This window comes from Pseudomonas glycinae, assembly GCF_001594225.2.
GTDB lineage: Bacteria > Pseudomonadota > Gammaproteobacteria > Pseudomonadales > Pseudomonadaceae > Aquipseudomonas > Aquipseudomonas glycinae.
In genome coordinates this window covers 5396261-5423250 of the sequence record NZ_CP014205.2, presented here as the reverse complement: position 1 = coordinate 5423250, position 26990 = coordinate 5396261, and the positions used below count along the sequence as shown (strand labels likewise).

Below are 26990 nucleotides of genomic sequence, written 5' to 3'. Positions count from 1 at the left end.
CATGAACGCCAAGCGCCCGGCCTGCGCGGCGCCTGCTCTCGAAACACCCGCGCCTGCCGCCAGTCAGACCTACAGCTACAGCGATCTCCCCCTCGCGGAATCAGCCAGTACCGCGCTGGCCGAAGAAGTCGCGTTGGCGATTGCCTACAACGGCATCAGCCAGGCCGTCATGCTGGTCACGCCGACAGACCTTGAAGACTTCATCGTCGGCTTCAGTCTCGGCAGCGGCATCATCGAAGACGCCTCGGACATCTACGACCTGCAACTGACCGGCTCGGGCTCGGCGCAATACGCACAAGTGACCATCGCCAACCGCGCCTTCTGGAACCTTAAACAGCAACGCCGGCAACTGGCCGGCACCAGCGGTTGCGGGTTGTGCGGCGTAGAAGCGGTGGAGCAGGCGCTGCCTGAGCTCAGGGTTTTGCCCGGCGCACCGTTGCCGCCCGCCGAATGGCTCGATGGATTGCGCCAGCGTATCGGTGCGTTCCAACCGCTGGGCCAGCATTGCGGCGCAGTGCACGCGGCGGTCTTCATGAACGCCAGCGGTGAATTGTTGCTGGGCCGTGAAGACATCGGCCGGCACAACGCCCTCGACAAACTGATCGGCGGCCTGATCCGGCAAAAGATATCCACAGCCGGTGGCGTGGCGATTGTCACCAGCCGTTGCAGCCTCGAATTGATCCAGAAAGTTTTGCGGGCCGGGATTCAGACCCTGGTCAGCCTGTCCGCGCCCACCGGCCTTGCCGTGCAATGGGCCCGGCGCCACAACCTCAATCTCATCCACCTGCCGCAGAAAAACGCGCCGCGGGTGTATAGCCCAGAAATGGAGAAACACCCGTGAGCCAACATCATCAAGCCGACCAGAAACCCGTTCCGCGTTACAAGCCTTACAAGGGCCCGGCCGGTGGCTGGGGCGCACTGATCAGCGTGGCCCAGGCCTGGCTGACCAGCGACAACGCGCTGAAAAATCTGCGCATGATGCTCAAGACCAACCAGAACGGCGGCTTCGACTGCCCGGGCTGCGCCTGGGGCGATTCGCCGGAAAGCGGCATGGTCAAGTTCTGCGAGAACGGCGCCAAAGCGGTGAACTGGGAAGCGACCAAGCGCCGGGTCGATGGCAAATTCTTCGCCAAACACAGCGTCACCTCGCTGCTGGAACAGAGCGACTACTGGCTCGAGTATCAGGGTCGGTTGACCGAACCGCTGGTGTATGACGCCGAAACCGATCGCTACAAACCCATCAGCTGGGACGATGCCTACGCGCTGATCGGCAAACACCTGCAAGCGCTGTCGAGTCCGGATCAGGCCGAGTTCTATACCTCGGGCCGCGCCAGTAACGAAGCGGCGTACCTGTATCAACTGTTCGTGCGCGCGTTCGGCACCAACAACTTCCCCGACTGCTCGAACATGTGCCACGAGGCCAGCGGCGTGGCCCTGGCGCAAAGCGTCGGTGTCGGCAAAGGCACCGTGACCTTCGACGACTTCGAACACGCCGATGCGATTTTCGTCTGGGGCCAGAACCCTGGCACCAACCACCCGCGCATGCTCGAACCGCTGCGTGAAGCAGTCAAACGCGGCGCCCAGGTGGTGTGCGTCAACCCGCTGAAAGAACGCGGTCTGGAGCGTTTCCAGCATCCGCAGCACCCGCTGGAGATGCTCACCAACGGCGACAAGCCGACCAACACCGCGTATTTCCGCCCGGCACTGGGCGGCGACATGGCGGTGTTGCGCGGCATGGCCAAGTTCCTGCTGCAATGGGAACGCGATGCGCAGAAGGCTGGCGCACCGGCCGTGTTCGATCACGATTTCCTCAATGAACACAGCATCAACGTGCTGGAATACCTCGGCGTCGTCGATGACACGCCGTGGGAGCAGATCGTTGCGCAGTCCGGCCTGACCCTGGTGGAAATCGAACAGGCGGCGCGCATGTACGCCAAAGGCAAGAACGTGATCATGTGCTGGGCGATGGGTATCACTCAGCATCGTCACTCGGTGCCGACCATCCAGGAAATCGCCAACCTGATGCTGCTGCGCGGCAACATCGGCAAGCCCGGCGCCGGTCTGTGCCCGGTGCGCGGCCACAGTAACGTGCAGGGCGACCGCACCATGGGCATCAACGAGCGTCCGCCGGTGGCGTTCCTCGATTCCCTGGAGCGTCGCTTCCAGTTCAAGGTGCCGCGCCATAACGGGCACAACGTGGTCGAGGCGATTCACGCGATGGCCGAAGGTCGCGCCAAGGTGTTCATCGGGCTGGGTGGCAACTTCGCCCAGGCCACGCCGGACAGCCCGCGCACCTTCCAGGCCCTGAGCAACTGCGACCTGACCGTGCAGATCAGCACCAAGCTCAACCGCAGCCACCTGGCCCACGGCAAGGACGCGCTGATCCTGCCGTGCCTGGGCCGTACCGACATCGACATCCAGACCGAAGGCCCGCAGGCCGTCACCGTGGAAGACTCGTTCAGCATGGTGCACGCCTCCAACGGTCAGTTGCAGCCGCTGTCGAACCAGATGCGCTCGGAGCCGTCGATCATCGCCGGCATCGCCGCCGCGACCCTGGGCAGCAAACCGGTGGACTGGAACTGGCTGGTGGCCGACTACCGACGCATCCGCGAACTGATCGCCGACACCATTCCGGGCTTCAAGGACTTCAACGAGAAGGTCAAGAACCCGGGCGGTTTCTACCTCGGCAACAGCGCCGGCGCGCGCAAGTGGAATACCACGTCGGGCCGGGCCAACTTCAAGCCGAACCTGCTGCCCAAAGACTTGATCCACGAACGCACCCGCGCCACCGGCAAACTGCCGGACCTGATCCTGCAATCGATGCGTTCTCACGATCAGTACAACACCACGATCTACGGTCTTGACGACCGTTATCGCGGGGTGAAGGGACAGCGTGACGTGCTGTTCGCCAACGAGGCGGACATCATTCGCCTGGGCTTCAAGCCGGGGCAGAAGGCTGACATCGTGTCGCTGTGGGACGATGGCCGCGAGCGTCGGGTGAAGGGCTTCACGCTGCTGGCGTTCGATATCCCTGCCGGGCAGGCGGCGGCTTATTACCCTGAGGTGAACCCGTTGGTGCCGCTGGAAAGCACCGGCGATGGCAGCCATACGCCGACGTCGAAGTTCATCGCTATCCGGCTGGAAGCGGCGAGTGAGACGGGGCTGATCATGGCCAAGTCGGCCTGATTCTGATTGCTCCCACGCTCTGCGTGGGAGCGCAGCCGTGGACGCTCCGCGTCCGAAAGTCAGACTCGAAACATCTTGCAGACACTTTTCAAACGCCCACAAAAAAGGCCGCCTTGTGATCAAAGCGGCCTGTCCGAAGTAGCTAAAGACCGGCGAAAAACCGTTAAGTTCCGCCCAAAAATCAGCAACTTGCAGAATTGTATACAGGTCGTGCTATTCGTCGGATTTCGATTGTCACGCCCATCGCAGAGCCTCAGGATCGCGCCGTCATCCCTTTGAGGCTCCTCTATGAAGTTCTCCTCGATTCTCTTGTTGTCCCTTGGCCTGGTCAGTGGCTTCGCTTCTGCCGGAGGCACCACCGAAGCAGGTGTGGGCGGCGCATTGGGCGGGGTTCTTGGCTCGGTCGTCGGTCAATCCTTAGGCGGCAGTACAGGTTCAACCATTGGCGCAGCCCTGGGCGGCGCGGGTGGTAGTGCGGTGGGCGCCGACAAGCGCAGCCGTGGCGAAGCAGCCATCGGCGGTGCGCTGGGCGCAGCCGGCGGCAACGTGGTCGGCCGCAGCATGGGCGGCACCACCGGCAGCCTGATCGGCGCAGCAGCCGGTGGCGGCGCGGGTGGCGCGCTGGGCAACTACATGGGCAACAAGAGCGATGACGATGATCATCATTACGATCGTCGCCATGATGATCGTCGCTACTACCGTGACCGTCACCCAGGTCGTGGCCATGCCTATGGCCATCGCAAGCACCACCGCTACTACCGCGACTGAGGCCTGGCCTCTTTAGCCGATACATCCAGATCGCAGCTCCCCCGGGCTGCGATTTTTTTTGCCTGTCACATCGCCAGGCGTTCCAGCGCTTCGCGCAATGGGGCCGGGATCGACACCGGCTGATTGGACGCCCGGTCGACGAATACATGCACAAAACGTCCAGCGGCACTGGCTTCCTCCTCTCCCTCCTTGAACACCGCCAGTTCGTATTGCACCGAACTGTTGCCCAGTTTCCCGACCCGCAGGCCAATCTCGATTCGATCCGGAAAAGCGATCGACGCGAAGTAGTCGCAAGACGAACTCACCACAAACCCCACCACCTCGCCGTCATGAATATCCAGCCCTCCAACCTGGATCAGGTAGGTGTTCACCGCCGTATCGAAGAAGCTGTAATAGGTGACGTTATTGACGTGGCCGTAGGCGTCATTGTCGTGCCAGCGCGTAGTGATCGGCTGGAAATGCGGGTAATCGCTGCGTTGCGGCATCGGGTTGGACATCAGTGTTGATTCCTGGAGTGATCTGCCCAGTCTAAAGGTAAAAACCTTTGCCTCGCGCCGCCAGCTCGCCGATCAATGGCGCCGGCCGCCAGTGATCGCCCTGCCGGGTCTCCAGCGCCAGCAATCGCTTGTGAATATCGGCCAGCCCCTGATCGTCCGCCCAGGCCATCGGCCCGCCCCGCTCCGCTGGGAAGCCATAGCCATTCAGATAGACCTGATCGATGTCATGCGCCGACTCGGCAATCCCTTCCTGCAGGATCTTCGCGCCCTCGTTGACCAACGCCAGCAGACACCGCTCGAGGATCTCCTCCGAGCCGATATCCCGCCGATGAAATCCCAACCCTTCGCTGACACTCAACACCAGCGCATCGACCTCGGGATCATGCTCGGCCTGACGGCTGCCCGGCTCGTAATGGTAATAACCGTTGCCGGACTTCTGACCGAACCGACCCTGCTCGCACAAACGGTTATCCACCTGAACCTCTGGCGCGTCCTGCCCCTTGCCTGCCAGCTCGCGGGCACGCCACTCGAGATCGATGCCGACCACGTCGTACATGCGAAACGGCCCCATGGCAAAACCGAAGCTCTGCAAGGCTGCATCGACCTGATGCGGGTACGCCCCTTCGAGCAACATCTTGCGCGCTTCGAGCACGTACGGATGGAGCATGCGATTGCCGATAAAGCCGTGGCAGTTGCCCGATACCACACTGACCTTGCCCATGCGCTTGCCCAGGTCCAGCGCAGCCTCCAGCACAGCCGGTGCGGTCTGCGCGCCACGGACTATTTCCAGCAACTTCATGATGTGCGCCGGGCTGAAGAAATGCAGGCCCAGCACTTGAGTCGGCCGCCGTGTCGCGGCCGCAATGGCGTCGATGTCCAGCGCCGAAGTATTGCTCGCCAACAGCGCCTCGGGCTTCAGCACGCCATCGAGCTCGCGGAAGATCTTCTGCTTGAGCTCAAGATTCTCGTACACCGCTTCGATCACCAGATCGACATTACGGATCGCCACATAGTCGGCCGCCGTGCTGACACGGGCAATCCGCGCATCGGCTTCGGCCTGATCGATCCGTCCCTGTCGCACGTTGTGTGCATAAGTCTCGGCCACGCTGGACAGCGCCTGCTCGAGCATCTGTGGATTGTTATCGACCCACTGCACTGACACGCCGGCATTGGCCAGGCACATGACGATGCCGCGGCCCATGGTGCCGGCGCCGATCACGGCGGCCTGCTGAATAGTGAAGGATGTCTGGCTCATGTTGTTCTCTTGTTGGCGATCCGAAGACAGCCATCACCATAGTCAGCCACCGGCCATTTTTGAAGTTCATTGCCGTGATGATCGACATTCAGCAGATGGATTCGAGAGCTCAAAGATGCGTCTGAGCCCAGGCCCGAACCTCGGCGTAGGGATACTCCTCCAGTGCCGCAAACCCCGAAATGGCCCGCACCTTGAGTTTGGTAAACAGCGGCACACTGATTCCGCAGAGGAACCGGGTCAGCCGCTCGGCCGACGGAGCACTGCCAGCGTGCTGCTGATGCCTGTGGATAAATTCCCCACACAACTCCGTAAAGTTTTTATCCACAAGCGCCGGCAATTCCGGCGGCGCCGGCAGCCGGGCGACTTGCCCATGGCACACGGAACAATGTCCGCACCGCTGAGGCGCATTGTGATCGCCAAAATATTCGGCTAACCGATAACCGAGACATCGCTCGGTGGCGAACAGCTCGAGCATGGCGTGAATCCGCGCCACTTCGGTTTGCTCATGGCGGGTGAAGTACTCATGCAGTTCAGCGCTCAAGGCCTGGCTGTCGAAATCACCACGCAGGACGTTGTAGACCTCGGTCATCTGCTTGCTCTCAAGCTCGACCCAGCCCTTCTCCTGGAAATAATCCAGTGCCTTCACCACCCGGTTGCGATCGGCGGAATACTGCTCGTACATCGCCTCGAAATTCACCGTGGCCCAAGTGCGCGCACGGCTCGACGTGTGGATGATTGCGGCGACGAAATCCCTGCGTTCACCTTCGAAACGCTCGAGCAAAGCCTCGGGCTCAAGCAGGTATTTGAAACGGTACTCGGCGTAGTACGCGTAGCGCGGGGCAATCAGTCCTCGCAACTCCAATTGCACCAACAGCGTCTTCAAGGGCAACGCACGAATGTTGCTCTGATCCGCCAGCGGCCCGAGCAGAAACTCCCATTGGCCTTCCGATGCAGCAGCCTGCAACTCGTCCAGCACATGACGAATGCCGTCCTGTTCCGGCGTGTCGCCATACACGAAGTTTTCCAGCACGTTGAGGCCGTCGCGGTTGGCCAGTACCAGGCAGTCGGACGGCTGCCCGTCACGCCCCGCACGGCCGATTTCCTGGCTGTAGTTTTCGATGGATTTGGGCAGGTCGAAATGCACCACGTTGCGGATGTCGCTCTTGTCGATGCCCATTCCGAAGGCGATGGTGGCGACGATGCAATTGGACTGCCCACCCATGAAGCGCTTCTGGATCGCGTCCCGCTGTTCATGGGGCAAACCGGCGTGATAAGCCTCGGCCTGAATGCCATTGCGCTCAAGATGTTCGGCAATCTGCTCGGCGGTTTTCTGCAGGGTGACGTAAACGATGCTCGGCTGGCCCGCGCGCGCGCTCATCCACTCCACCAGCCGTCGGCGCTTGTCCTGCCCACGCACCGGCTCGACCAGCAGATTGAGGTTGGGCCGATAGAAACCGGTGGTCACCACATCGTCTTCAGCAATGGAGAATTTCGCCTGCATGTCGGCGATCACTTTCGGCGTTGCCGTGGCAGTCAGCAGCAGGGTTTGCGGGATGTTGAACTGGCGCTGGTAGTCCGGCAGCTTGAGGTAGTCAGGCCGAAAGTTGTGGCCCCATTCGGAGATGCAGTGCGCCTCGTCCACCACCAGCAGCGAGATCGGCACCTGCTGCAAAAAATTGCGAAAGCGCTCGTTCTTCAAACGCTCCACGGAAATCATCAGGATCTTCAGTTCACCCGAACGTGCGCGGGCCATCACATCGTTGGCGTCTTCGCGGGTCTGTGCCGAGTCGATGCTGCCTGCGGATATCCCGTGCCGGCGCAAGAACTCGAGCTGATCCTGCATCAGCGCCAGCAACGGTGAGACCACCAGCGTCAGGTGTGGCAGCAAGAGTGCCGGGACCTGATAACAAAGGGATTTGCCGGAGCCGGTGGGAAATATCGCGGCGGCCGAGCGCCCGGCGAGAACGACGCTGATTGCGGTCTCCTGGCCGGGTCGAAACTGTGGATAACCGAAAACCTGTTCCAGGGTGTTGTGCATTCGCTGTCACTCCGTTGACCGCTGTGATGCCAACAGCCTAGCGGGCAATTGCAGCGAGTCGAGAATAGGTCGGGGGTCAAATCGAAACGGGATGATACAGGGTCGCCGGCTCGGTCAAGGGATCAATCAAATGAAACACTTTGTTCATCGCCGTGTGGAACGACCCGAGGGTAATGTCCGTCACGCCTTGAGCCAGGACGGCCCATGTGCATGGATTTTTACCAAGGAGTGAATATGTCGAACAACTTGAAACTGCCCCTCGCCCTGATCTTTGCCTCCCTGCTGCTGGGAGGCTGCACGCCCTCTCCAGACGACTTTCCGCCGATCCTGGCCAACGTTGTGACCGTCACCGAAGCGCCATCGACTTAACCCCCGCAAGCGCTGTGTCAGGGCCGCAATACGGCTACCCGCAGTTGCTCATCCAGCACCCGTTCATGCACATCGAGGCTCTTGCTCGCCCATCGTGCATGAGCCGGGCTGATATCGCCGGTGAAGGCTGCCGCCAGTTGACGCAAGTCGGCAACGCTGCGGATACGGGGGCAAAATGCTTGCTCGTCGCACTGAGTGCTGGCATTGCGGTAGGTGTTGAGCAGGCGATCCCACAGACCGTCGCGTACTTGTCTGATCGACTTGAGCTGCATTTGCTGCACGCCCAGTCGTTGTGTGAGTTCCGGCTCGTCCAGGGCTTCGCTTGCCAGCAGAGCCTTGGCGAAAACCAGCACCTCCGCGCGGGCAGCCGTGTCGATGTCGGCCTGAGTGGCGAGCGCGTCGGGCCAACCGGTGCGCTCCAGGTTGGCAAGCACCAACCCGTTGCCCGCGTCGGAGGCCAACGCCAGACGACAACCACTAACCCACAGCAAAACGATCGAGGCCATTCGTAGCCACTGCATACCTAATTCCCTTTAAGCCTGTGCAGGACGTTTGGAAACGCCCTACGGATTCTGGCGCGCACCATACAGAGGTTTACTCTGAAACGCCTGATAATCACGTCGGAAAATTCGCCAATAAGGGTTTGGCTTTGAAAAACCGAATAAACATGTAGGGCAAATGCCCATATCATGGAAAAAACCCTTACGAAATCTGTCCATTGCGGCCGTATTGTCCCTCCGGTCAGCGCCCTTCTATAGTGGCTGGCGCGACTGAAAACTCCGTGTCGGCTCACCGAAGCGACTTCGTAAGGGACACACCTTGATCATGAATATGTACAAACCGCTGAATACCCGTTTTCGCCCTCTCAAGACTTGCGACAGCGAAAAACCGGTATTGGTTATCGACACCGAGGCAGAACCGGGAGACCTGCTCAATGCCGCCGATCAACGTCTGCGTGCCGCCAGCGATCTGCTGGAAACTCTTTACTGCTTGTGTTTCAAACAGGCCGATGTGAAAGACATCCCCAACATCGTCAATGCGCTTTATTTATTGACCCAAGACGGTTGTGACTTGCTGGAAGTTGCCAGGCAACGAATAAATAATTAACGCCAGATCCAAAACTTACAAAGTTCGCAACAACCCATCGCTTCCATTACTGCAAAGTTGAGAACTAGCCTGCTTGCTCTTACATCAACCAGGAGCAACAACATGACTACGTTAACTATTTTCTTTTGCGGTACAGGTTCGACAAAGTTTGATAACGCCCACGAAAATTATTGGGATGGTGAATTGGTATCCACACTCGCCTCACATCACGCGGGTCGCGAGTTCGCCGAATGGATCGTGGTCGACGGCCCCGGCACCAGTAACCTGCAAGCCGATGAACTGTTCACCCAATCAAAGGACTACGGCCTCAGCGGAACCCTGTTCGGCAAGGGCTGGGAGGAAAACGTCCAGCACGCGGTAAACATCATCAAAGGCAAGTGTGACTGGCAGCGCGAGCAATTGACCGAAGCGGAATACAACCGCCTCAAAGCCGCCGGCATCCCGATTGAAGATGTAAAGGTCGAAGGTTCCTGGCTATGGCGCAAATATAACTATGGTGACCGCAGCGTCACCCAACAGAAATTGCAGGAACAAATCATTAAAACCTTCCGCAAGGACGGCGTTATTCCAACAAAAGTCAATCTGGTGGGCTGGAGCCGTGGCGGTATCAGTTGCCATATGCTGGCCAACGCTATGTTCAATGACAGCATGCTGACAAACATTCCGGTTAATATCTTCGCCATTGATCCGGTACCTGGTATCGGTAACTTTCAGGAGCATCGGGTTAAACTCAATTACAACGTAAAGGAATACGTGGGCTTTTATGCACGGGACGAACGCTCCAAGGGTTTCAGCTGCGTCATCCCGCAAACCGCGACCGGCACCAAGACCAGCATCTTCCCGATGCCTGGCCGTCACGCCACCCTGGTCGGTAACGCCTCCGCCGATGGCAACAGTGGTCCCAAAGTGCTGGCCGAACCCGGCCTCATCGTCCGCCACTTTGCCGAGGTCTGCCTGAAACGCTGGGGCACCGTACTCGACAAAAACCTCAACCTCACCGACGCCGACCTGCGCAACCATGCCGCCGCCATCGTCAACGCGGCAGCGAAATACAAGGCCATGGAGAAGTGCTCCTACACCTGGTTCACCGAGCTGGATCAAGGCGAGCGCTACGTTTCGCTGGGCAGCAAAGGCGTGCCGTTCTCGACGGTGAAAGGCGGGATCTACACCCCGGCGACCGGGCTGACGACGAGTGTGCTGGATGTTGAAGGATATCGAGCAATTCGTTGAAAACCGTGATTGATCTGTAGGAACGGACTGCCCGAATCTGCATCCCGTTCCTACACGCAGCGGCGCCTTGTCTTCTATCAGCCCCAGTGGGCCGAAACCTATAGTTGTGGCTGTCGCTGCCAATTCAGCGGCTCGGGCTTGGTCACCCGAATGGATCATGCATTCGCGTCCGCTGTATGCTGCCGGCACTCAATTGCCAGCAGCGTTATGGTGGCTGTGTTTGGGACGCTCTCGAGCGTGCCGGGTATGTGCATGATCCTCACCGGTTGACCAACCCGAACACAGTCGCCTCCAGTCGCTTGGTCACGATGTGGTGGCTTCATTCGAAGCAATTGAGGATCTAAAAAATGAAATCATGGAACGAGCTCCACTCCGATCGCTACCGCCCACTCGACTCCAACCTCACCGACACCAAGCCCCTCGTCATCGACACCGAGGCCAACCCGCAAGACATCCTCGAATGCGCCGTCCAGCGCCTGCGCGCCTCAAGCGACTTGCTGCAAACCCTCTACTGCCTCTGCTTCAAACACGCCGACGTCGAAGACATCCCGCACATCACACACGCACTCTACCTTCTCACCAAAGACGGCTATGACCTGCTCCAGGTCGCCCAGCAGCGAATGCTCAACTGGAAAGCGCCGGCCTGAGGCTGAGTCAGGCGCTACCTGAGAGCGATGGAAAAAACCCAATCAAACAATGGAGATTCTCGTGAGCAAATTTTTTGATGAGCAGATGGAAAGCGTCAAACAGGCGGATGAAATCTTTCGCCGCGAGCACGGAGACCTCAACTCGAAACCTGCTCCAAAGATGCCGCTGAAAATCGAAGAACATCTTCACAACGCCCCGTGTGCTGACAATGACCAAGACAAATAAGTACCAAAATTCTGCTCATTAGCCATAAAAACAGCTGGAATGCTTCCAATTAGGCGTTTCTGCCTCCAGTTGTCTTGCCGAATATTCCTCTCAGTCTTAAGTGCTACTATTCTGGTAGTTAAAGCTAAAAAAAGAAGGAATATTGGCACATGGCTAATAAGACAGCATCGCTCCTGCCGGCGACCTCCAGACTGCTTTCCGAGTTTGGCGAGCGCCTGAAGCTGGCCCGCCTGCGCCGAAAACTGACGGCCAAGCAAGTCGCAGAACGATCAGGCATGTCGCTGACAACGTTGCGCTCTCTAGAGTCCGGAGGCTCGGGGGTAACCATCGGTGCCTATCTGTCGGTCATGCAGGTACTCGGGCTGGAAAAGGACCTGAATAAACTGGCCGAAGCCGATGAGATGGGGCGCCGATTGCAGGACGCACAATTGCTGCCTGGAGCAAAACCCCAGCGAGTACGCGGAACATCCAGGATCAAGAAGTCGCCTCTGGTCGGCGAAAAAAGCACACGAGTGGAGGAAGACAGCGCCTACATCGCCAGTCTGACCGAAGTCTTCCCCCTCAACACCCACTCGCTTTCAGAACTGTTGAACAAGAAAAAAAGCGGCTCCAAAACAGGTGAAGAATGACGCGAATTGCGGTTTATGCAGATTGGGAATCCTTGAATGGCGCAAGACGCCTCGGATTTCTGCATGCCAGAAAGGCCCGTGCTAACGAAGTGTTCGAGTTTGAGTACGATCCAGCCGCACTGGCCGATCCAGAACTGAGCTTTATAAAGCTCGATCCCCGCATCAACCTTTTCGAAGGGCACCAGTTTCCCGGCGGGCACCAAACCCAGTTCGGCGCGTTTGCAGACTCAAGCCCCGATCGTTGGGGACGTTTACTGATGAAACGGCGTCTGGAGCGAGACATTCGCGACGGGCTGTTGCCAAGCGGCAGCAAGCTTTACGAATCCGACTGCCTACTGGGTGTACATGACCTCTTTCGCGTTGGAGGCTTGCGCTACAAGCTCAACGATGAAGGCAGCTTTCTTGATGACCGCGACGGCATAGCCGCCCCGCCGTTTCTGGAGTTGCGCGCACTGGAGCAAGCAAGCCGTGCACTGGAAAACGACCCAGACAACACAGCACTTGAAGGACGCGAGTGGTTGAAAATGCTGATCGCACCCGGCGGCTCGCTGGGTGGCGCCAGACCCAAGGCCAGCGTCGCAGATCGCCACGGTCATCTGTGGATCGCCAAGTTTCCGAGCATTCGAGATGACTACGACGTCGGTGCCTGGGAAATGGTGGTGAATGCTCTGGCCAAGAACTGCGGGTTAAGAGTAGCGACTGGCACCGCTCAACGTTACGCAAGCCAGCACCACTGCTTCATGGTCAAGCGCTTTGACCGAAGCAAATCCGGTGGCCGCTTCCACTTCGCCTCAGCCATGACCATGACCGACCGCGTCGACGGTGACGATGCCTCGAACGGCGCCAGCTACATCGAACTGGCTCGAGTAATCATTGAACACGGCTCTGAAGTCGACACCGACCTGCGCGAGCTGTGGTCGCGAATCGTCTTCAACATCCTCGTTTCGAACACCGACGACCACTTGCGCAACCACGGATTCCTTCTCGATCCTGGTCGCGGGTGGAGGTTGTCTGAGGCTTACGACATGAATCCGGTGGCGAACGCGGATGGGTTGAAACTGAACATCACGGACTCTGATAACGCACTGGATCTGGACCTTGCTCGGGAAGTGGCGATTAACTTCCGGCTTGACCGAGAGGATGCCGACAAAATCATCAACGACTTCAAAGAGACCGTAACGCAGTGGCCGGAATTGGCTGGTGCGCTCGGCATTCCGAGACGTGAACAGGAAAGAATGGCCCCCGCATTCCAGCTGTCGGCATATTAAAAGCGACCGCAACTAATCCATCACCCACAAAAAAGCCGCCCTCAACAGGCGGCTTTTTCATTCACCAAAACTAAGTCTTACAACTTAGGCCCGGCAGCCTTGATCGCGTCGCTCACTTCGAACTTCTTGAAGTTCTCGATGAACAGACCGGCCAGTGCTTTTGCAGCTTCGTCGTACGCAGCCTTGTCAGCCCAAGTGTTGCGTGGGTTGAGCAGGTTGGTTTCGACGCCCGGTACGGCCAGTGGCACGTCCAGGTTGATGGTGTCCAGGTGCTCGGTGGCTGCACCGATCAGCGCGCCGCTCTGGATCGCTGCGATCACCGCACGGGTGGTCGGGATGTTGAAGCGTTTGCCGACGCCGTAGCCGCCGCCGGTCCAGCCGGTGTTGACCAGGTAGACCTTGGAGCCGAAGCCGCGGATGCGCTTGATCAGCAGTTCAGCATATTCGCCGGCCGGACGCGGGAAGAACGGTGCGCCGAAGCAGGTGGAGAAGGTCGACTTGATGCCGCTGCCCGAGCCCATTTCAGTCGAGCCCACCAGAGCGGTGTAGCCGGACAGGAAGTGGTAGGCCGCTTGTTCTTCGTTGAGGATCGACACTGGCGGCAGGACGCCGGTCAGGTCGCAGGTCAGGAAGATCACAGCATTCGGCTCGCCGCCCAGGTTCTTCTCGGAACGCTTGGCAACGTGCTCCAGCGGGTAGGCCGCGCGGCTGTTCTGGGTCAGGCTGACATCGGCGTAGTCGGCGTGCTTGGCGTCGTCGATCACGACGTTTTCCAGCACCGCGCCGTGCTTGATGGCTTTCCAGATGACCGGCTCGTTCTTCTCGGACAAGTCGATGCACTTGGCGTAGCAGCCGCCTTCGATGTTGAAGACAACGCCTTCGCCCCAGCCGTGTTCGTCGTCACCGATCAGGTAACGGCTTTCGTCGGCGGACAGGGTGGTCTTGCCGGTGCCCGACAGACCGAAGAACAGGGTCACGTCGCCGTCTTCGCCGATGTTGGCAGCGCAGTGCATTGGCAGCACGTCGGCGGCCGGCAGCAGGAAGTTCTGCACGGAGAACATGGCTTTCTTCATTTCACCGGCGTAACGCATGCCGGCGATCAGCACTTTCTTCTGGGCGAAGTTGATGATCACGCAACCATCGGAGTTGGTGCCGTCACGCTCAGGCACGCACTCGAAGTTGGCGACGTTCAGCACTTGCCACTCTTCGCGACCGGCCGGGTTGTACTGGGCCGGGTTGATGAACAGGCAACGACCGAACAGGTTCTGCCAGGCAGTCTGGGTGGTCATCTTCACGGCCAGGTAGTGATCTTCGGCCGCGCCTACATGCACGTGGGAAACGAAATGCTCTTGCGCGTTGTTGAATGCTTCAACACGAGCCCACAGCGCGTCGAACTTGTCGGCCGGGAACTTGCGGTTGATCGGGCCCCAGGCGATGGCTGCCTGGGTGGAAGGCTCTTCAACGATGAAACGGTCGACTGGCGAACGGCCGGTGCGATGACCGGTGCGAACAACCAGAGCGCCGGTATCGGCAAGCTCGCCCTCACCGCGGTTCAGGGCTTCTTTTACCAGATCATCAACACTCAGATCGGTGTACACGGCGTTATTGGCTTGCGTCATGAGGTTCCCCGTCGGCCAGTGGCCGAGTGTGCTCCAAACGTTTTGTAGTAGAAAGTCGTGCACTACTACCGCGAAAAAAGTGGGCCGGATTATGCCAGAAAAGCCCAAAAAGAGTAGGGCCCTCCCGTCGTAACGGCGTAATTCCGTCGTTGAGCAGTGAATTTACCTGCGCTGAACCGTTTTAGTGCCGGGTATCTGACGGCGTGTCGACGCCCGCGCCAGCGAACAATTGAGCGATATCCGCTGCGTCGAACAGGTAGCGCTGGTTGCAGAACTGGCAATCGATCTCGACCTGGCCACCTTGCTCGGCCACCAGTGCCTGCGCATCTTCCAGACCCAGACTGACCAGTGCATTGCCCGAACGCTCGCGGGAGCAACTGCAGTGGAAGCGCAGTGTCTGCACATCGAACAGACGAACCTGCTCTTCATGGTAGAGGCGATGCAGAACCGTTTCGTTGTCCAGGCTCAACAGTTCATCAGCGGTCAGGGTGTTGCCCAGCGCGGTGATGTGCTGCCAGCTGGCGGCGCGTTCTTCTTCGTCTTTCAGGCGATCGGCCGGCAGTTGCTGCAGCAGCAGACCACGGGCACGACGGCCATCGGCACAGAGCTTGAAGCGAGTGCCGACCTGCTGGGACATTACGAAGTAGTTGGTGAAGCAGTCGGACAGGGTTTCGCCGTCGAGGTCGACGATGCCCTGATAACGCTGGCCGGCGATCGGGTCGACGGTCAAGGCCAGGACACCGTTCGGCATCAGGTCGCCAAGGGTTGCGTCGGCCGGGATCTGCTCGGCGTGGTAGCGCGCCAGGCCACGAATCTCGCGCTCGCTGGAGCACTCGATCATCAGCAGCGGGATCGGGCCTTCGGAGCGGGCCTGCAGAATCAGCAAGCCATCGAATTTCAGGGTGCCCACCAGCAATGAGGCGGCAGCCATCAGTTCACCCAGCAATTGCGCAACCGGTTCCGGGTACGGGTGCTTGGCGAGCACTTCGGCGTAGCTGCGCTCCAGCGACACCAGTTCGCCGCGCGTGTCGCTGTCATCGAAGATGAAGCGTTGGGTGTAATCGGTATCGAGGAAATCGGTCATAGGTCTGGGTATCTGAATGTGATGACAAAATGGTTACAAAGAATGAAAATCCCGCGCTTCTGGCATCCTTTTTGATGCCGATGTTCAGCCACGGGAGGCATTTTATGAACAATCCGGGTTTGTTCCAATCAAGGTGGAACCTCGGCCGGCTGGTTCTGTGCAACGTTGTGCCATTGGCACTGCTGGCTTTCTGGTTATGGCCTACAGGTCAGATGCTGTGTGTGATTTTCGACGAGTGGCTGTTCCGCTCACTCAACGCACCGCTGGCCAGCAACCCCATATGGCTCCACATCTGGGCAATTGCAAGTCTGCGACCGTTCGACATTGTCGTCGGCGTGATTCTGCTGATGCTGCTGATCAAGGGCGACTGGGTATTCAGGGCAATTGATGTGCGCCGCGCCTTTTTCGGTTTTTTTTCGATCCTGCTGCTAATGGTGGTGATCCGCGCGCTGTTTTCCAAGTTCTCCGATCACATGGGCTGGCAGCACAGCAGCCCGTCGATGGTGCTCGAAGGCGCGGTGCATATCAGCGATTACTTCCCGCATCTGGAGAAGACCTGGGAGCTGAAGGACCGCTCGAGCCAGAGCTTCCCCGGTGACCACGCCTCGGTGCTGCTGATCTGGGCTCTTTTCATGGGCGTGTTCAGCCGTACGGTCGGTCAGTTCCTGGTGATCTGGGGTCTGGCGCTGCTGTTCATGTTGCCGCGTCTGGTCGCCGGTGCACATTGGGGTCAGGACGATTACATCGGAGGCCTGCTGCTGGCGATTTGGGCACTGGGCTGGGGTTACTACACGCCGTTTGCTTATCACGCGGCGAACTTCTGGTTGAAGGTCACGGCACCGGTCTTCCGGCTGCTGGGCAAGCTGCCGGTGGTTTCGCGGATGAGCGTGGTGTCCGCGCGGTAATCAAAGATGGCTGGATAAAAAACGCAGCCGCCGACGGGTCTTGAACCCAGGCCGGCAGGCTGCGTTTTTTTATTCGCCGCTACTGTTCCCACGAAACTTAAACAGATCCCGACGCTGCTTCTTGCTCGGTTTGCCGTCGGTGGTCACACCCAGAGCGCCCGCCTTGCGCATCGCCGCAGCCGCTTCACGCTTGGCAATGCTGGCCTCGGTCTCGGCATACAGCGTCTGCGCCTCAGGTGCGCCGCGACGCACGATCGACAGGGCCTGAACCACAACGGTCTTCTCGTCGAAGCCGGCGCGAATCTCGAATTCATCGCCAATGCGTGGTTCTTTGCCAGGCTTGCAGCGCTCTCCCCGACAATGCACCTTGCCACTCTCGATGGCGGCTTTGGCCAAGGCGCGAGTCTTGAAAAAACGCGCGGCCCACAGCCACTTGTCGAGACGAACCTTGTCGTCCTCTTCGCTTTTTTGTGCCATATGAATTCCTCGTTCAGCCAGTAGTCGGAACTGTACTACCGATTCTGTCGGGCGCAAGAACTCGGCCCTCCAGATAAACTGTGATCTTCGCCGGTTCAACGGCATGGAGTGATCGAGTGACCAAATTTCCGTCTTCATTGACCTCGCCCCAATCCGGGTGCCAGGGCTGCCAGCAAAGCGAGCCGCTGGGCTTCGATTTTTCCTTCGCCTATCAGCCCATCGTGGATCTGCGTGACGAGTCGGTGTACGCCTACGAGGCACTGGTCCGTGGTACGGCCGGTGAAGGCGCGTTAACCGTGCTGGATCAAGTTACAGAAGATAACCGCTACCGTTTCGACCAGCTCTGCCGGACTCGCGCCATCGAAGGCGCAGCCGAGCTTAATATGCAGACACACTTGTCGATCAACTTCATGCCCAACGCCGTCTATCGTCCAGAGCTGTGCATACGGAGCACGCTGGAAGCAGCAAAAAAACACAATTTCCCGGTCGACCGGCTGATTTTCGAAACACTGGAAAGCGAGCACGTAGATAACTATCGCCATTTGACCAATATTCTGCGTGAATACCGCGAATTCGGCTTCAAGACGGCCATCGATGATTTCGGTGCCGGTTATTCGGGGCTCAATCTGCTGGCCGACTTCCAACCAGACCTGATCAAACTCGACATGGCGCTGATCCGCGATATCGACCGCGATCGTATTCGTCAGGCTATCGTTCGGGGGATTGTCACAATCTGTGCGGAGTTGGACGTTACAGTCATCGCCGAAGGCATAGAGAGTGCGGGTGAACGGGATTTCCTGGCGGACTGCGGAATATTTCTGATGCAGGGTTACTGGTTCGCCAGGCCCGCATTCAAAGCGTTAGCCCAGGTGTCCCCTGAAGCGTGGACGCGTTAATTGTTGGTTTTTTCCATTGAAGACATTTGACCATTTGACCGTTATCGGTCTGCGCGAGTGGGTGGCGCTTCCGGATCTGGGAGTCGCCGGCCTTCGGGCAAAAATCGACACCGGTGCCAGCACCTCCAGCCTGCATGCCACCGACATCGAGCCGTTCGAACGCGACGGCGAGAAGTGGGTGCGTTTCACCGCGCACCTGGGCACTGTCGTGCAGTTGCGCCATCGGCGATGCGAAGCGCCGCTGGTTGCCCGCAAGACCATCAAGAGTTCGAACGGCCAGGCCCAGGTGCGCTACGTGATCAGCACCACCCTGGCCCTGGGTGACCGGGTCTGGCCGATCGAGTTCACCCTCGCTTGCCGCAAGTCCATGCGCTATCGCCTGTTGCTCGGTTCCAAAGCCCTGATCGACGGCCAGCTGGTGGTCAATCCGGGCATCAAATATGTACAAGACAAGCCGGTGTTCCCGGTATCTACCTCCTCCACAGGTGTTGCATGAAGATCGCTGTGCTGTCGCGGAACCCGCGTCTGTATTCCACCCGCCGTCTGGTCGAAGCCGGAACCGAACGCGGGCATGAAATGGTGGTGATCGACACCTTGCGCGCCTATATGAACATTGCCAGCCACAAGCCGCAGATCCATTACCGTGGCAAACCGCTGGAGGGTTTCGACGCAGTGATTCCACGAATCGGCGCGTCGGTGACGTTTTATGGCTGCGCGGTATTGCGCCAGTTCGAAATGATGGGGGTGTTCCCGCTCAACGAATCGGTGGCCATCGCCCGCTCGCGAGACAAACTGCGTTCATTGCAATTGCTGTCACGCCGGGGCATCGGTTTGCCGGTGACCGGTTTCGCCCACTCGCCGGACGACATTCCCGACCTGATCGACATGGTCAACGGCGCGCCGCTGGTGATCAAGGTGCTGGAAGGTACTCAGGGTATCGGCGTGGTGCTGTGCGAAACCGCGACGGCGGCGGAGTCGGTGATCGAGGCGTTCATGGGCCTGAAGCAGAACATCATGGTGCAGGAATACATCAAGGAAGCCGGCGGCGCCGACATCCGCTGCTTCGTGGTCGGCGACAAGGTGATCGCGGCGATGAAGCGTCAGGCCAAGCCCGGCGAGTTCCGCTCCAACCTGCACCGGGGCGGCAGCGCCAGCCTGATCAAGATCACCCCGGAAGAACGCATGACTGCGTTGCGTGCAGCCAAGGTCATGGGCCTGGCGGTGGCGGGTGTGGATATTTTGCGATCCAACCACGGCCCGCTGGTGATGGAAGTGAACTCGTCACCGGGTCTGGAAGGGATCGAAACCACCACGGGCAAGAACGTGGCGGGGATCATCATTGAGCATCTCGAGAAGAATGGCGGGCCGAACATGACCCGCACAAAAGGCAAGGGATAAAAAACAGCGGCGAGCTACAAGCTGCAAGTGGCGAGTAAAAGCCGCTTTTGCTTGTAGCTTGAAACTTGCCGCTTGAGGCTGCCGTTAAACGGCATCTCTTGGCAGCATCAATCCCAGCGGCAACCGCACCCGCGCTTCCAGCCCGCCACCGGATCGGTTGCGCAGCTCGACATTGCCGCCGTGCATCGACGCAATCCGCTTGACGATCGCCAAGCCCAGCCCGGTGCCCTTCCCGCCCCGCGCACGATCGCCACGGGTGAACGGGTTGAAGATCGCCTCAAGCTCGGAAGGATCGATCCCTGCCCCACGATCCATCACGCTCAACACCACGTACGGGGCGCTGGTATCACCGGACACGTAAGCCGCGACGTCCACGCTGCCGCCGGCATGATTCAACGCGTTGCCAATCAGGTTGTTCAGCAGACGCTTCATCGACACCCGACGCAGCGGGAACGGCTGGATCGGCTCCAGGCGCAGGCGCACTTTCTCTTCGGTCTGGTTATAGGGCGCCGCCACTTCACGCACCAGATCGCTGAGGTCCACCTCTTCCACCGATTCGTCCCGCCCATCGCGAATGAACGCGAGGAACTGATCGAGGATTGCGTCCATGTCTTCGATGTCGCGCACCATGTCATCGGTCAAATCGGTGCGGTCGCCCATCAACTCCAGTGATAGCCGCAAACGGGTGAGCGGTGTACGCAAGTCATGGGATACCCCGGCCAGCATCAGCTCACGCTCGCGACCGGCCTGCTCGACGTCTTCGGCCATCTGGTTGAACGCGCGATAAACTTCGGCCATCTCGCTGGGGGTGTCACTGATCGGCAGGCGCACGCTGCGGCCCTGGCCGAGTTGCCGGGCGGCGTAGACCAGACGCTTCAATGGCTGATTGAGCTGACTGACGAAAATCCAGGCAGACGCCGTGGACAGCAAGCCGATCGCCAGGAACCAGCCGAGCACGTTCCAGATCTTCTGGCCACGCAACGGGTGCGGGTACAACGGCACTTTCAGCCAGCCATCACCGAGGCTCGGGGCACGAACCCACAAGGCTGGCGGCGAGTGCATGCGCAAGCGCACTTCGGTGTCGGCACCCAGCTCCGCCTGCATCTGCCGCTGGTAGATTTCGCTGTAAGGCCAGTGCTGTTCGCCTTCCGGCACACCAGCGCCGACCACCCGGATCAGGGTCGCGGCATCGGCGATTTTCGCGCGGTTCTCTTCGTCGGCGGCCCAGTAGGCACGCAGCGTCAGGGCGACGCCGTGGCTGTATTGGCGATCCACCAGCACGTCCTCGTTCATCAACAGATAAACCAGGGTCAATGCCTTGGAAAACAATACGACGATCAGCACCAACCACAGGGTGCGCGAGAAGAAACTTTGGGGGAACCAGACGGGGGTTTTCATGGATAACCGCTACACACTTGCAGGAGCGAGCAATGCTCGCATATTGCGGATTGCGAGTCTGCGCGGACGGCGTTTCCGACCGTTTCCCGCAGACCCGCTCCTACAAATCACCCATCACTTGGTGGAGTTGCCATCCGGCACGAACACGTAGCCGACACCCCAGACAGTCTGGATGTAGCGCGGCTTGGACGGATCGGGTTCGATCATCCGGCGCAGACGGGAGATCTGCACGTCGATGGAACGCTCCAGGGCATCCCACTCACGGCCACGGGCCAGGTTCATCAGCTTGTCGCGGGTCAGCGGCTGACGGGCGTTCATCACCAGGGCCTTGAGCACCGCAAACTCGCCGGTGGTGAGCATGTGCACTTCGTCGCCGCGTTTGAGTTCGCGGGTAGCCAGGGACAGCACGTAGTCGCCGAACGTGACGTTTTCTTCTTCACTGCCCGGCGCGCCCGGCACCGGTGCAGCCTGACGGCGCAGCACGGCTTTGACGCGTGCCAGCAGCTCGTCCGGGTTGAATGGCTTGGCCAGATAGTCGTCGGCGCCCAGTTCCAGGCCCTTGATACGGCTCAGCTCGTCGCCCTTGGCGGTGAGCATGATGATCGGAATCTGATTGTTCGCGCCACGCAGGCGGCGGCAAGCGGTCAGGCCGTCTTCGCCCGGCAGCATCAGGTCGAGGACGACCAGGTTGAACACTTCACGCGACAGCAGACGATCCATCTGCTCGGTATTCGGTACGGCGCGGGCACGGTAGCCCTTGCTGACGAAAAAGCGTTCCAGCAGGCTGCTCAGCCCCGGATCGTCGTCAACGATGAGAATTTTTTCGCCTTCAGCAGTTTGTGCAGTGCTGCTCATTGGATACTCCTTTTAGCTCGGCGCGCATTATGGCGTAGCTGCCGTTATACGCACCGTGTGCATTGTTAGCAGATTTTTCCTTCACTGCCAGAAAACCGGGGCTTGAGCCTACAGACTGTGTCGCCCCCGAATGACAGAACGCTGGTTATAATGCGCGGCCTTTTGTGTCAGGCAACGTCTGAATCGTTACCGCAGGTGGCCGTCCTTTATTTTCCGGGTCACGGCAGTAATTGTTCGATTTCACGGGTCAATGGGATGCCTTTGACCCAGGCAGCGGCCAGCATCAAGCCGCCCCACCAGACTCCGGGCCTTTATTTACGCGCCTGCGAGCCTGCTTTCACAATTTGTCAGGTGGTTTTATGGACAGCATCAACAGCCGCATCGCCGAGGAACTCGGCGTACGCCCACAACAGGTCGAAGCGGCCGTCGCGCTACTCGATGAAGGCTCTACCGTTCCCTTCATCGCCCGTTACCGGAAAGAAGTGACCGGCAGCCTCGATGACACCCAACTGCGTCATCTGGAAGAGCGTCTGCGCTACCTGCGAGAACTCGACGAACGGCGCATCAGCATTCTTTCCAGCATTCAGGAGCAGGGCAAACTCACCCCTGAGCTGGAGCGCGAAATCAAACTCGCCGACACCAAGACCCGCCTCGAAGACTTGTACCTGCCGTACAAGCAGAAGCGCCGCACCAAGGGCCAGATCGCCCTGGAAGCCGGCCTCGGCGAACTGGCCGACGGTCTGTTCAACGACCCGTCGCTGGCCCCGGAAGCCGAAGCCGCGCGCTTCATCGACGCCGAAAAAGGCGTGGCCGACGTCAAGGCAGCGCTGGAAGGCGCCAAGTACATCCTCATGGAGCGCTTCGCCGAAGACGCCAACCTGCTGGAAAAACTGCGCACCTACCTGAAACAGGAAGCCACCCTCAGTGCCCGCGTGATCGCCGGCAAGGAAGAGGAAGGCGCCAAGTTCCGTGACTACTTCGAACACGACGAACCGCTGAAAAGCATGCCTTCGCACCGCGCGCTGGCGATTTTCCGTGGCCGCAACGAAGGCATTCTCAGCTCCGCGCTGAAAGTCGGCGACGAGCTGCCGGGCACCCTGCACCCGTGCGAAGGCATGATCGGCCAGCACGTCGGCATCCAGAACCAGAACCGTCCGGCCGACAAGTGGCTGAGTGAAGTGGTGCGCTGGACCTGGAAGGTCAAGCTCTACACCCACCTGGAAACCGACTTGCTCGGCGAGCTGCGCGACGGCGCCGAAACCGAAGCGATCAACGTGTTCGCCCACAACCTGCACGACCTGCTGCTGGCCGCCCCGGCCGGCCCGCGCGCGACTCTGGGCCTCGACCCGGGCCTGCGCACCGGCTGCAAGGTTGCGGTGGTCGACTCCACCGGCAAGCTGCTGGATCACGCCACGGTTTACCCGCACGTGCCGCACAACAAATGGGATCAGACCATCGCCATTCTGGCCGCCCTGTGCGCCAAACACTCGGTCGACCTGATCGCCATCGGCAACGGCACCGCCAGCCGTGAGACCGACAAGCTGGCGATCGAACTGATCAAAAAATACCCAGCGATGAAAATGACCAAGGTCATGGTCTCCGAAGCCGGCGCATCGGTGTATTCGGCATCGGAACTGGCAGCCAAGGAATTCCCGGATCTGGACGTATCGATCCGTGGCGCGGTCTCGATCGCCCGTCGTCTGCAGGATCCACTGGCCGAGCTGGTGAAGATCGATCCAAAATCCATCGGTGTCGGTCAGTACCAGCACGACGTGTCGCAGCTGAAACTGGCGCGCGGTCTGGACGCCGTGGTCGAGGACTGCGTGAACGCCGTGGGCGTGGACGTGAACACTGCCTCCGTGGCGCTGCTGGCGCGGATCTCCGGCCTCAACGCGACCCTGGCGCAAAACATCGTGGCTCACCGTGACGAGCACGGCGCGTTCAAGACTCGTGCTGCGCTGAAGAAAGTCGCGCGTCTGGGCGAGAAAACCTTCGAACAGGCCGCCGGCTTCCTGCGTGTGATGAACGGCGACAACCCACTGGATTCCTCGGCCGTTCACCCGGAAGCCTATCCGCTGGTGCAGCGCATTGCCGCTGAAACCGACCGCGACATCCGCTCGCTGATCGGCGACGCCGCGTTCCTCAAGCGTCTGGATCCGAAGAAATTCACCGACGAGACCTTCGGTCTGCCAACCGTTACCGACATCCTGCAAGAGCTGGAAAAACCGGGCCGCGACCCGCGTCCGGAGTTCAAGACCGCCGAGTTCCAGGAAGGCGTCGAGGACCTGAAGGACCTGCAACTGGGGATGATTCTCGAAGGCGTGGTGACCAACGTGACCGCGTTCGGTGCGTTCGTCGACATCGGCGTGCATCAGGACGGTCTGGTGCACATTTCGGCGCTGTCGGAGAAATTCATCAAGGATCCGCGCGAAGCGGTGAAGGCCGGTGACGTGGTGAAAGTGAAGGTCATGGAAGTCGACATCCCGCGCAAACGCGTCGGCCTGTCGATGCGCATGAGCGACACCCCGGGCGAGAAGATCGACGGCGCCCGGGGCTCGCGTCCGGGCTCGGCACCACGCCAGTCGCAGGGTTCGGCTCCGCGCAAGGAAAGCACCCCGGCGGCTCCGGTGAATAACGCGATGGCGTCGCTGTTTGCCAACGCCAAGCAGTTGAAGAAACGCTGATGGAAATGCCGGCCGGGCTCGTCGAGAGCGCGTTTTTCAAACTGTTGGGCTGCCGCCTGCACAGTCTGGAAACCGGGGTGGCGCAAGTCGCCCTGGCGCTGGAACCCGAACTGCGCAACCGCGGCGGCAAGCTGCACGGTGGCGCGCTGTTCAGTCTGGTGGATATCGCCATGGGGCTGGCCTGTTCCAGCACCCACGGCTTCGACCAGCAGAGCGCGACCATCGAGTGCAAGATCAACTACATCCGCGCCGTCTCGGAAGGCGAGGTGATGTGCACGGCGCGGGTGATCCACCCGGGCCGGCGCACGCTGGTGGTCGAAGCCGACGTGATGCAGGGCGACAAACTGGTCGCAAAAGCGCAAGGCACGTTCGCTGTCCTGTAGATGTTGTTCATCATTTTGAGTTAATTTCGGCGCTGTGATCGCAGCGTCGAGCTTTTCTGTGGGAGCGGGCTTGCCCGCGAAGAGGGAGTGTCAGGCAGCATCAGTTCGCCTGACACGACGCCTTCGCGGGCAAGCCCGCTCCCACAGGAACCGCGTAATCTTCGCGTGCATCGGCCAGATTCAGGGAGTGAAGTTGGCGTTTCAACGGGGGCTTCAGAGCCCGAAAAACCAGGCGAAAACGCCAGTTTCAACTTCACCCTTGTAGACCGTCCTGCCCACCCCCATATTGGGGCGACTGACGCGTGAAGGAATCCAAATTGAGCGAACTTCTCAACCGCCGCCTGGCTCTGCTCGGCGAGCGCGCTAACCTCTCTCTGCTTGAGCAGTGCCTTCACGGTATCGAACGTGAATGCCTGCGGGTGACCGGCGAAGGCCGCCTGGCCCAAACGCCGCACCCTGAAGCCCTGGGTTCCGCGCTGACCAACGAACAGATCACCACCGACTATTCCGAGTCGCTGCTGGAGTTCATCACGCCCGCCCTGCCAGACCCTGCCGATACCTTGGCGAGCCTGGACAAGATTCATCGCTTCGCCTACAGCAAGCTCGGCAACGAGTACCTGTGGAGTCCATCGATGCCGTGCCCGTTGCCGGCCGAGGAAGACATCCCGATCGCCTATTACGGCACCTCCAACATCGGTCAGCTCAAGTACGTCTACCGCAAGGGCCTGGCCCTGCGTTACGGCAAGACCATGCAGTGCATCGCCGGGATTCACTACAACTTCTCCCTGCCGGAAAAGCTCTGGCCACTGCTGAAAGAAGCCGAAGGCTTCGTCGGCACCGACCGGGATTTCCAGTCGTCGTCCTATATTGCGCTGATCCGCAACTTCCGGCGCTACAGCTGGCTGCTGATGTACCTGTTCGGTGCCTCGCCGGCGCTGGACGCCGGTTTCCTGCGTGGTCGTGCGCATCAGCTGGAACAGCTGGATCCGGACACCCTGTACCTGCCCTACGCCACCAGCCTGCGCATGAGCGACCTCGGTTACCAGAGCAACGCCCAGGCCGGACTGACCCCTTGCTACAACGACCTGGCGAGCTACACCGACAGCCTGCGCAAAGCGGTGGCCACGCCGTACGCGCCGTACGTCGAAGTCGGCACGCACCAGGATGGCGAGTGGGTGCAACTGAACACCAACATCCTGCAGATCGAAAACGAGTACTACTCGAACATCCGCCCGAAACGCGTGACCTATACCGGCGAGCGGCCGATCCAGGCCTTGATGGCCCGTGGCATTCAGTACGTCGAAGTGCGCTGCCTGGACATCAACCCGTTCCTGCCGATGGGCATCGACCTCACCGAGTCGCGCTTCCTCGACGCGTTCCTGCTGTACTGCGCGCTGAACGAAAGCCCGCTGCTGACCAACAACTCCTGCGGCAACGCCACCTCCAACTTCCTCAGCGTGGTCAAGGAAGGCCGCCGTCCGGGCCTGCAATTGCAGCGCGACGGCCAACCGGTCGAGCTGAAGGAATGGGCTGCCGAGCTGCTGGAAAAAATCGCTCCGCTGGCAGCGCTGCTGGATCAAAGCCATGGCGGCGATGCCCATAGCAAGGCGCTCGATGCGCAACTGGCCAAGGTCAAGGATTCGTCCCTGACGCCTTCGGCCCAGGTGTTGGCAGCCATGGCCACGCACAAGGAAAGCTTCGCGCAATTCTCCCTGCGCCAGAGTCAGGCTCACGCCGAGTTCTTCCGCAGAGAGCCGTTGGCGGCTGAAGAACAGGCGAAGTTTGAAGAACTGGCGCGGTCTTCGCTGGCCCAACAGGCGGAGCTGGAGCAGAACGAGGTGGGCGATTTCGACGTGTTTGTCGGGTCGTATCAGGCGAGCATTTTGGCGATCAGCAACTGACATCAGAAGGTTCTTTGATCGTTCCCACGCTCTGCGTGGTAACGCCTCAATGGACGCTCCGCGTCCAAGTGACGCGGAGCGTCACGAGCTGCATTCCCACGCAGAGCGTGGGAACGATCAAAAAAAGCCTCAAGGGACGCTCTGCGTCCCAGTGACGCGGAGCGTCACAA

General features: G+C 59.8%; 26 protein-coding genes. 17 read left to right on the top strand and 9 right to left on the bottom strand.

Translation table 11 applies throughout. The annotated features are described in order from the left end of the window. The first annotated feature begins 1 nt into the window (after position 1). From fdhD to AWU82_RS24775, 3 genes are all read left to right on the top strand, one after another. Complete coding sequence (gene fdhD, locus AWU82_RS24785) at positions 2-841, top strand: formate dehydrogenase accessory sulfurtransferase FdhD (RefSeq protein ID WP_064382759.1); 840 nt, start codon at positions 2-4, stop codon at positions 839-841. After that, positions 838-3186: an FdhF/YdeP family oxidoreductase gene (locus tag AWU82_RS24780; RefSeq protein WP_064382758.1), complete on the top strand. Its 2349-nt coding sequence runs from the start codon at positions 838-840 to the stop codon at positions 3184-3186. Before fdhD ends, AWU82_RS24780 begins: the two co-directional genes overlap by 4 nt. A 288-nt stretch (positions 3187-3474) precedes the next feature. Further along, the gene (locus AWU82_RS24775) at positions 3475-3954 is read left to right on the top strand and encodes a glycine zipper domain-containing protein (protein WP_064382757.1); all 480 of its coding nucleotides are present in this window, start codon (positions 3475-3477) and stop codon (positions 3952-3954) included. A gap of 65 nt (positions 3955-4019) precedes the next feature. Here AWU82_RS24775 and AWU82_RS24770 read toward each other — a convergent pair whose 3' ends face one another. From AWU82_RS24770 to AWU82_RS24760, 3 genes are all read right to left on the bottom strand, one after another. After that, complete coding sequence (locus AWU82_RS24770; protein WP_064382756.1) at positions 4020-4451, bottom strand: acyl-CoA thioesterase; 432 nt, start codon at positions 4449-4451, stop codon at positions 4020-4022. 31 nt (positions 4452-4482) lie between these two features. Further along, positions 4483-5706, bottom strand: a complete 1224-nt coding sequence (locus AWU82_RS24765; RefSeq protein WP_064382755.1) for a 3-hydroxyacyl-CoA dehydrogenase — start codon at positions 5704-5706, stop codon at positions 4483-4485. 109 nt (positions 5707-5815) lie between these two features. Continuing rightward, positions 5816-7744 (bottom strand): RecQ family ATP-dependent DNA helicase, encoded by a 1929-nt coding sequence (locus AWU82_RS24760; protein ID WP_064382754.1) that lies wholly within the window; start codon positions 7742-7744, stop codon positions 5816-5818. Between the two features lie 234 nt (positions 7745-7978). Between AWU82_RS24760 and AWU82_RS29370 the strand changes: the two genes are divergently transcribed. Next, complete coding sequence (locus AWU82_RS29370; protein ID WP_256576150.1) at positions 7979-8113, top strand: hypothetical protein; 135 nt, start codon at positions 7979-7981, stop codon at positions 8111-8113. A 17-nt stretch (positions 8114-8130) separates the two neighbouring features. On the opposite strand, the gene AWU82_RS24755 is transcribed toward AWU82_RS29370, so the two are convergent. After that, the gene (locus tag AWU82_RS24755; protein ID WP_064382753.1) at positions 8131-8634 is read right to left on the bottom strand and encodes a hypothetical protein; all 504 of its coding nucleotides are present in this window, start codon (positions 8632-8634) and stop codon (positions 8131-8133) included. Positions 8635-8938: 304 nt separating this feature from the next. Here AWU82_RS24755 and AWU82_RS24750 point away from each other — a divergent pair, with 304 nt between their 5' ends. The 6 genes from AWU82_RS24750 to AWU82_RS24725 all read left to right on the top strand — a co-directional run bounded on the left by AWU82_RS24750 (position 8939) and on the right by AWU82_RS24725 (position 13220). Next, a complete protein-coding gene (locus tag AWU82_RS24750) occupies positions 8939-9220 on the top strand; it encodes a hypothetical protein (RefSeq protein WP_064382752.1) in 282 nt (93 codons plus the stop codon). 102 nt (positions 9221-9322) lie between these two features. Further along, complete coding sequence (locus AWU82_RS24745; RefSeq protein ID WP_064382751.1) at positions 9323-10450, top strand: hypothetical protein; 1128 nt, start codon at positions 9323-9325, stop codon at positions 10448-10450. A gap of 347 nt (positions 10451-10797) precedes the next feature. Continuing rightward, positions 10798-11097 carry a hypothetical protein gene (locus AWU82_RS24740; RefSeq protein ID WP_007952679.1) on the top strand — a complete coding sequence of 100 codons (300 nt, stop codon included), beginning with the start codon at positions 10798-10800 and terminating at the stop codon, positions 11095-11097. 61 nt (positions 11098-11158) lie between these two features. Beyond that, positions 11159-11323, top strand: coding sequence for a hypothetical protein (locus tag AWU82_RS24735; protein ID WP_170928947.1), 165 nt, complete (start codon positions 11159-11161; stop codon positions 11321-11323). Positions 11324-11472: 149 nt separating this feature from the next. After that, the gene (locus tag AWU82_RS24730) at positions 11473-11952 is read left to right on the top strand and encodes a helix-turn-helix domain-containing protein (protein ID WP_064382750.1); all 480 of its coding nucleotides are present in this window, start codon (positions 11473-11475) and stop codon (positions 11950-11952) included. Then, on the top strand, positions 11949-13220 hold the full coding sequence (locus AWU82_RS24725) for a type II toxin-antitoxin system HipA family toxin (protein ID WP_064382749.1): 1272 nt from the start codon (positions 11949-11951) through the stop codon (positions 13218-13220). Before AWU82_RS24730 ends, AWU82_RS24725 begins: the two co-directional genes overlap by 4 nt. 77 nt (positions 13221-13297) lie before the next feature. Here the strand turns inward: AWU82_RS24725 and AWU82_RS24720 are convergent, their stop codons facing one another. Both AWU82_RS24720 and hslO read right to left on the bottom strand, forming a co-directional pair. After that, on the bottom strand, positions 13298-14839 hold the full coding sequence (locus tag AWU82_RS24720; protein WP_064382748.1) for a phosphoenolpyruvate carboxykinase: 1542 nt from the start codon (positions 14837-14839) through the stop codon (positions 13298-13300). A gap of 181 nt (positions 14840-15020) precedes the next feature. After that, entirely contained in the window at positions 15021-15923 is a 903-nt protein-coding gene (gene hslO / locus AWU82_RS24715) for an Hsp33 family molecular chaperone HslO (protein WP_064382747.1), read from the bottom strand. Between the two features lie 104 nt (positions 15924-16027). Here hslO and AWU82_RS24710 point away from each other — a divergent pair, with 104 nt between their 5' ends. Then, a complete protein-coding gene (locus AWU82_RS24710; RefSeq protein WP_064382746.1) occupies positions 16028-16828 on the top strand; it encodes a phosphatase PAP2 family protein in 801 nt (266 codons plus the stop codon). A 69-nt stretch (positions 16829-16897) separates the two neighbouring features. Here the strand turns inward: AWU82_RS24710 and hslR are convergent, their stop codons facing one another. Beyond that, complete coding sequence (hslR, locus tag AWU82_RS24705; protein WP_011331966.1) at positions 16898-17305, bottom strand: Hsp15 family ribosome-associated heat shock protein; 408 nt, start codon at positions 17303-17305, stop codon at positions 16898-16900. Between the two features lie 116 nt (positions 17306-17421). Between hslR and rimA the strand changes: the two genes are divergently transcribed. Genes rimA through rimK form a run of 3 tightly spaced genes read left to right on the top strand, consistent with a single transcriptional unit; the run spans position 17422 to position 19599 of the window. Further along, entirely contained in the window at positions 17422-18201 is a 780-nt protein-coding gene (gene rimA / locus AWU82_RS24700; RefSeq protein WP_064382745.1) for a S6 modification regulatory phosphodiesterase RimA, read from the top strand. A gap of 16 nt (positions 18202-18217) precedes the next feature. Beyond that, positions 18218-18697: a retropepsin-like aspartic endopeptidase RimB gene (rimB, locus tag AWU82_RS24695; protein ID WP_011331964.1), complete on the top strand. Its 480-nt coding sequence runs from the start codon at positions 18218-18220 to the stop codon at positions 18695-18697. Further along, positions 18694-19599: a 30S ribosomal protein S6--L-glutamate ligase gene (gene rimK / locus AWU82_RS24690; RefSeq protein ID WP_007949201.1), complete on the top strand. Its 906-nt coding sequence runs from the start codon at positions 18694-18696 to the stop codon at positions 19597-19599. The genes rimB and rimK overlap by 4 nt, the downstream gene beginning before the upstream one ends. 84 nt (positions 19600-19683) lie before the next feature. Here rimK and AWU82_RS24685 read toward each other — a convergent pair whose 3' ends face one another. Together AWU82_RS24685 and ompR are read right to left on the bottom strand one after the other, a co-directional pair. Next, positions 19684-20997, bottom strand: a complete 1314-nt coding sequence (locus tag AWU82_RS24685) for an ATP-binding protein (protein WP_007952691.1) — start codon at positions 20995-20997, stop codon at positions 19684-19686. A gap of 114 nt (positions 20998-21111) precedes the next feature. Continuing rightward, a complete protein-coding gene (gene ompR, locus AWU82_RS24680) occupies positions 21112-21852 on the bottom strand; it encodes an osmolarity response regulator transcription factor OmpR (protein ID WP_064382744.1) in 741 nt (246 codons plus the stop codon). A 359-nt stretch (positions 21853-22211) separates the two neighbouring features. Between ompR and AWU82_RS24675 the strand changes: the two genes are divergently transcribed. The 3 genes from AWU82_RS24675 to gshA all read left to right on the top strand — a co-directional run bounded on the left by AWU82_RS24675 (position 22212) and on the right by gshA (position 26820). Continuing rightward, positions 22212-24536 carry a Tex family protein gene (locus AWU82_RS24675; protein ID WP_064382743.1) on the top strand — a complete coding sequence of 775 codons (2325 nt, stop codon included), beginning with the start codon at positions 22212-22214 and terminating at the stop codon, positions 24534-24536. After that, complete coding sequence (locus tag AWU82_RS24670) at positions 24536-24919, top strand: PaaI family thioesterase (RefSeq protein ID WP_064382742.1); 384 nt, start codon at positions 24536-24538, stop codon at positions 24917-24919. Before AWU82_RS24675 ends, AWU82_RS24670 begins: the two co-directional genes overlap by 1 nt. Positions 24920-25236: 317 nt before the next feature. Next, positions 25237-26820 (top strand): glutamate--cysteine ligase, encoded by a 1584-nt coding sequence (gene gshA, locus AWU82_RS24665; protein ID WP_064382741.1) that lies wholly within the window; start codon positions 25237-25239, stop codon positions 26818-26820. The last annotated feature ends 170 nt before the right edge of the window (positions 26821-26990 follow it).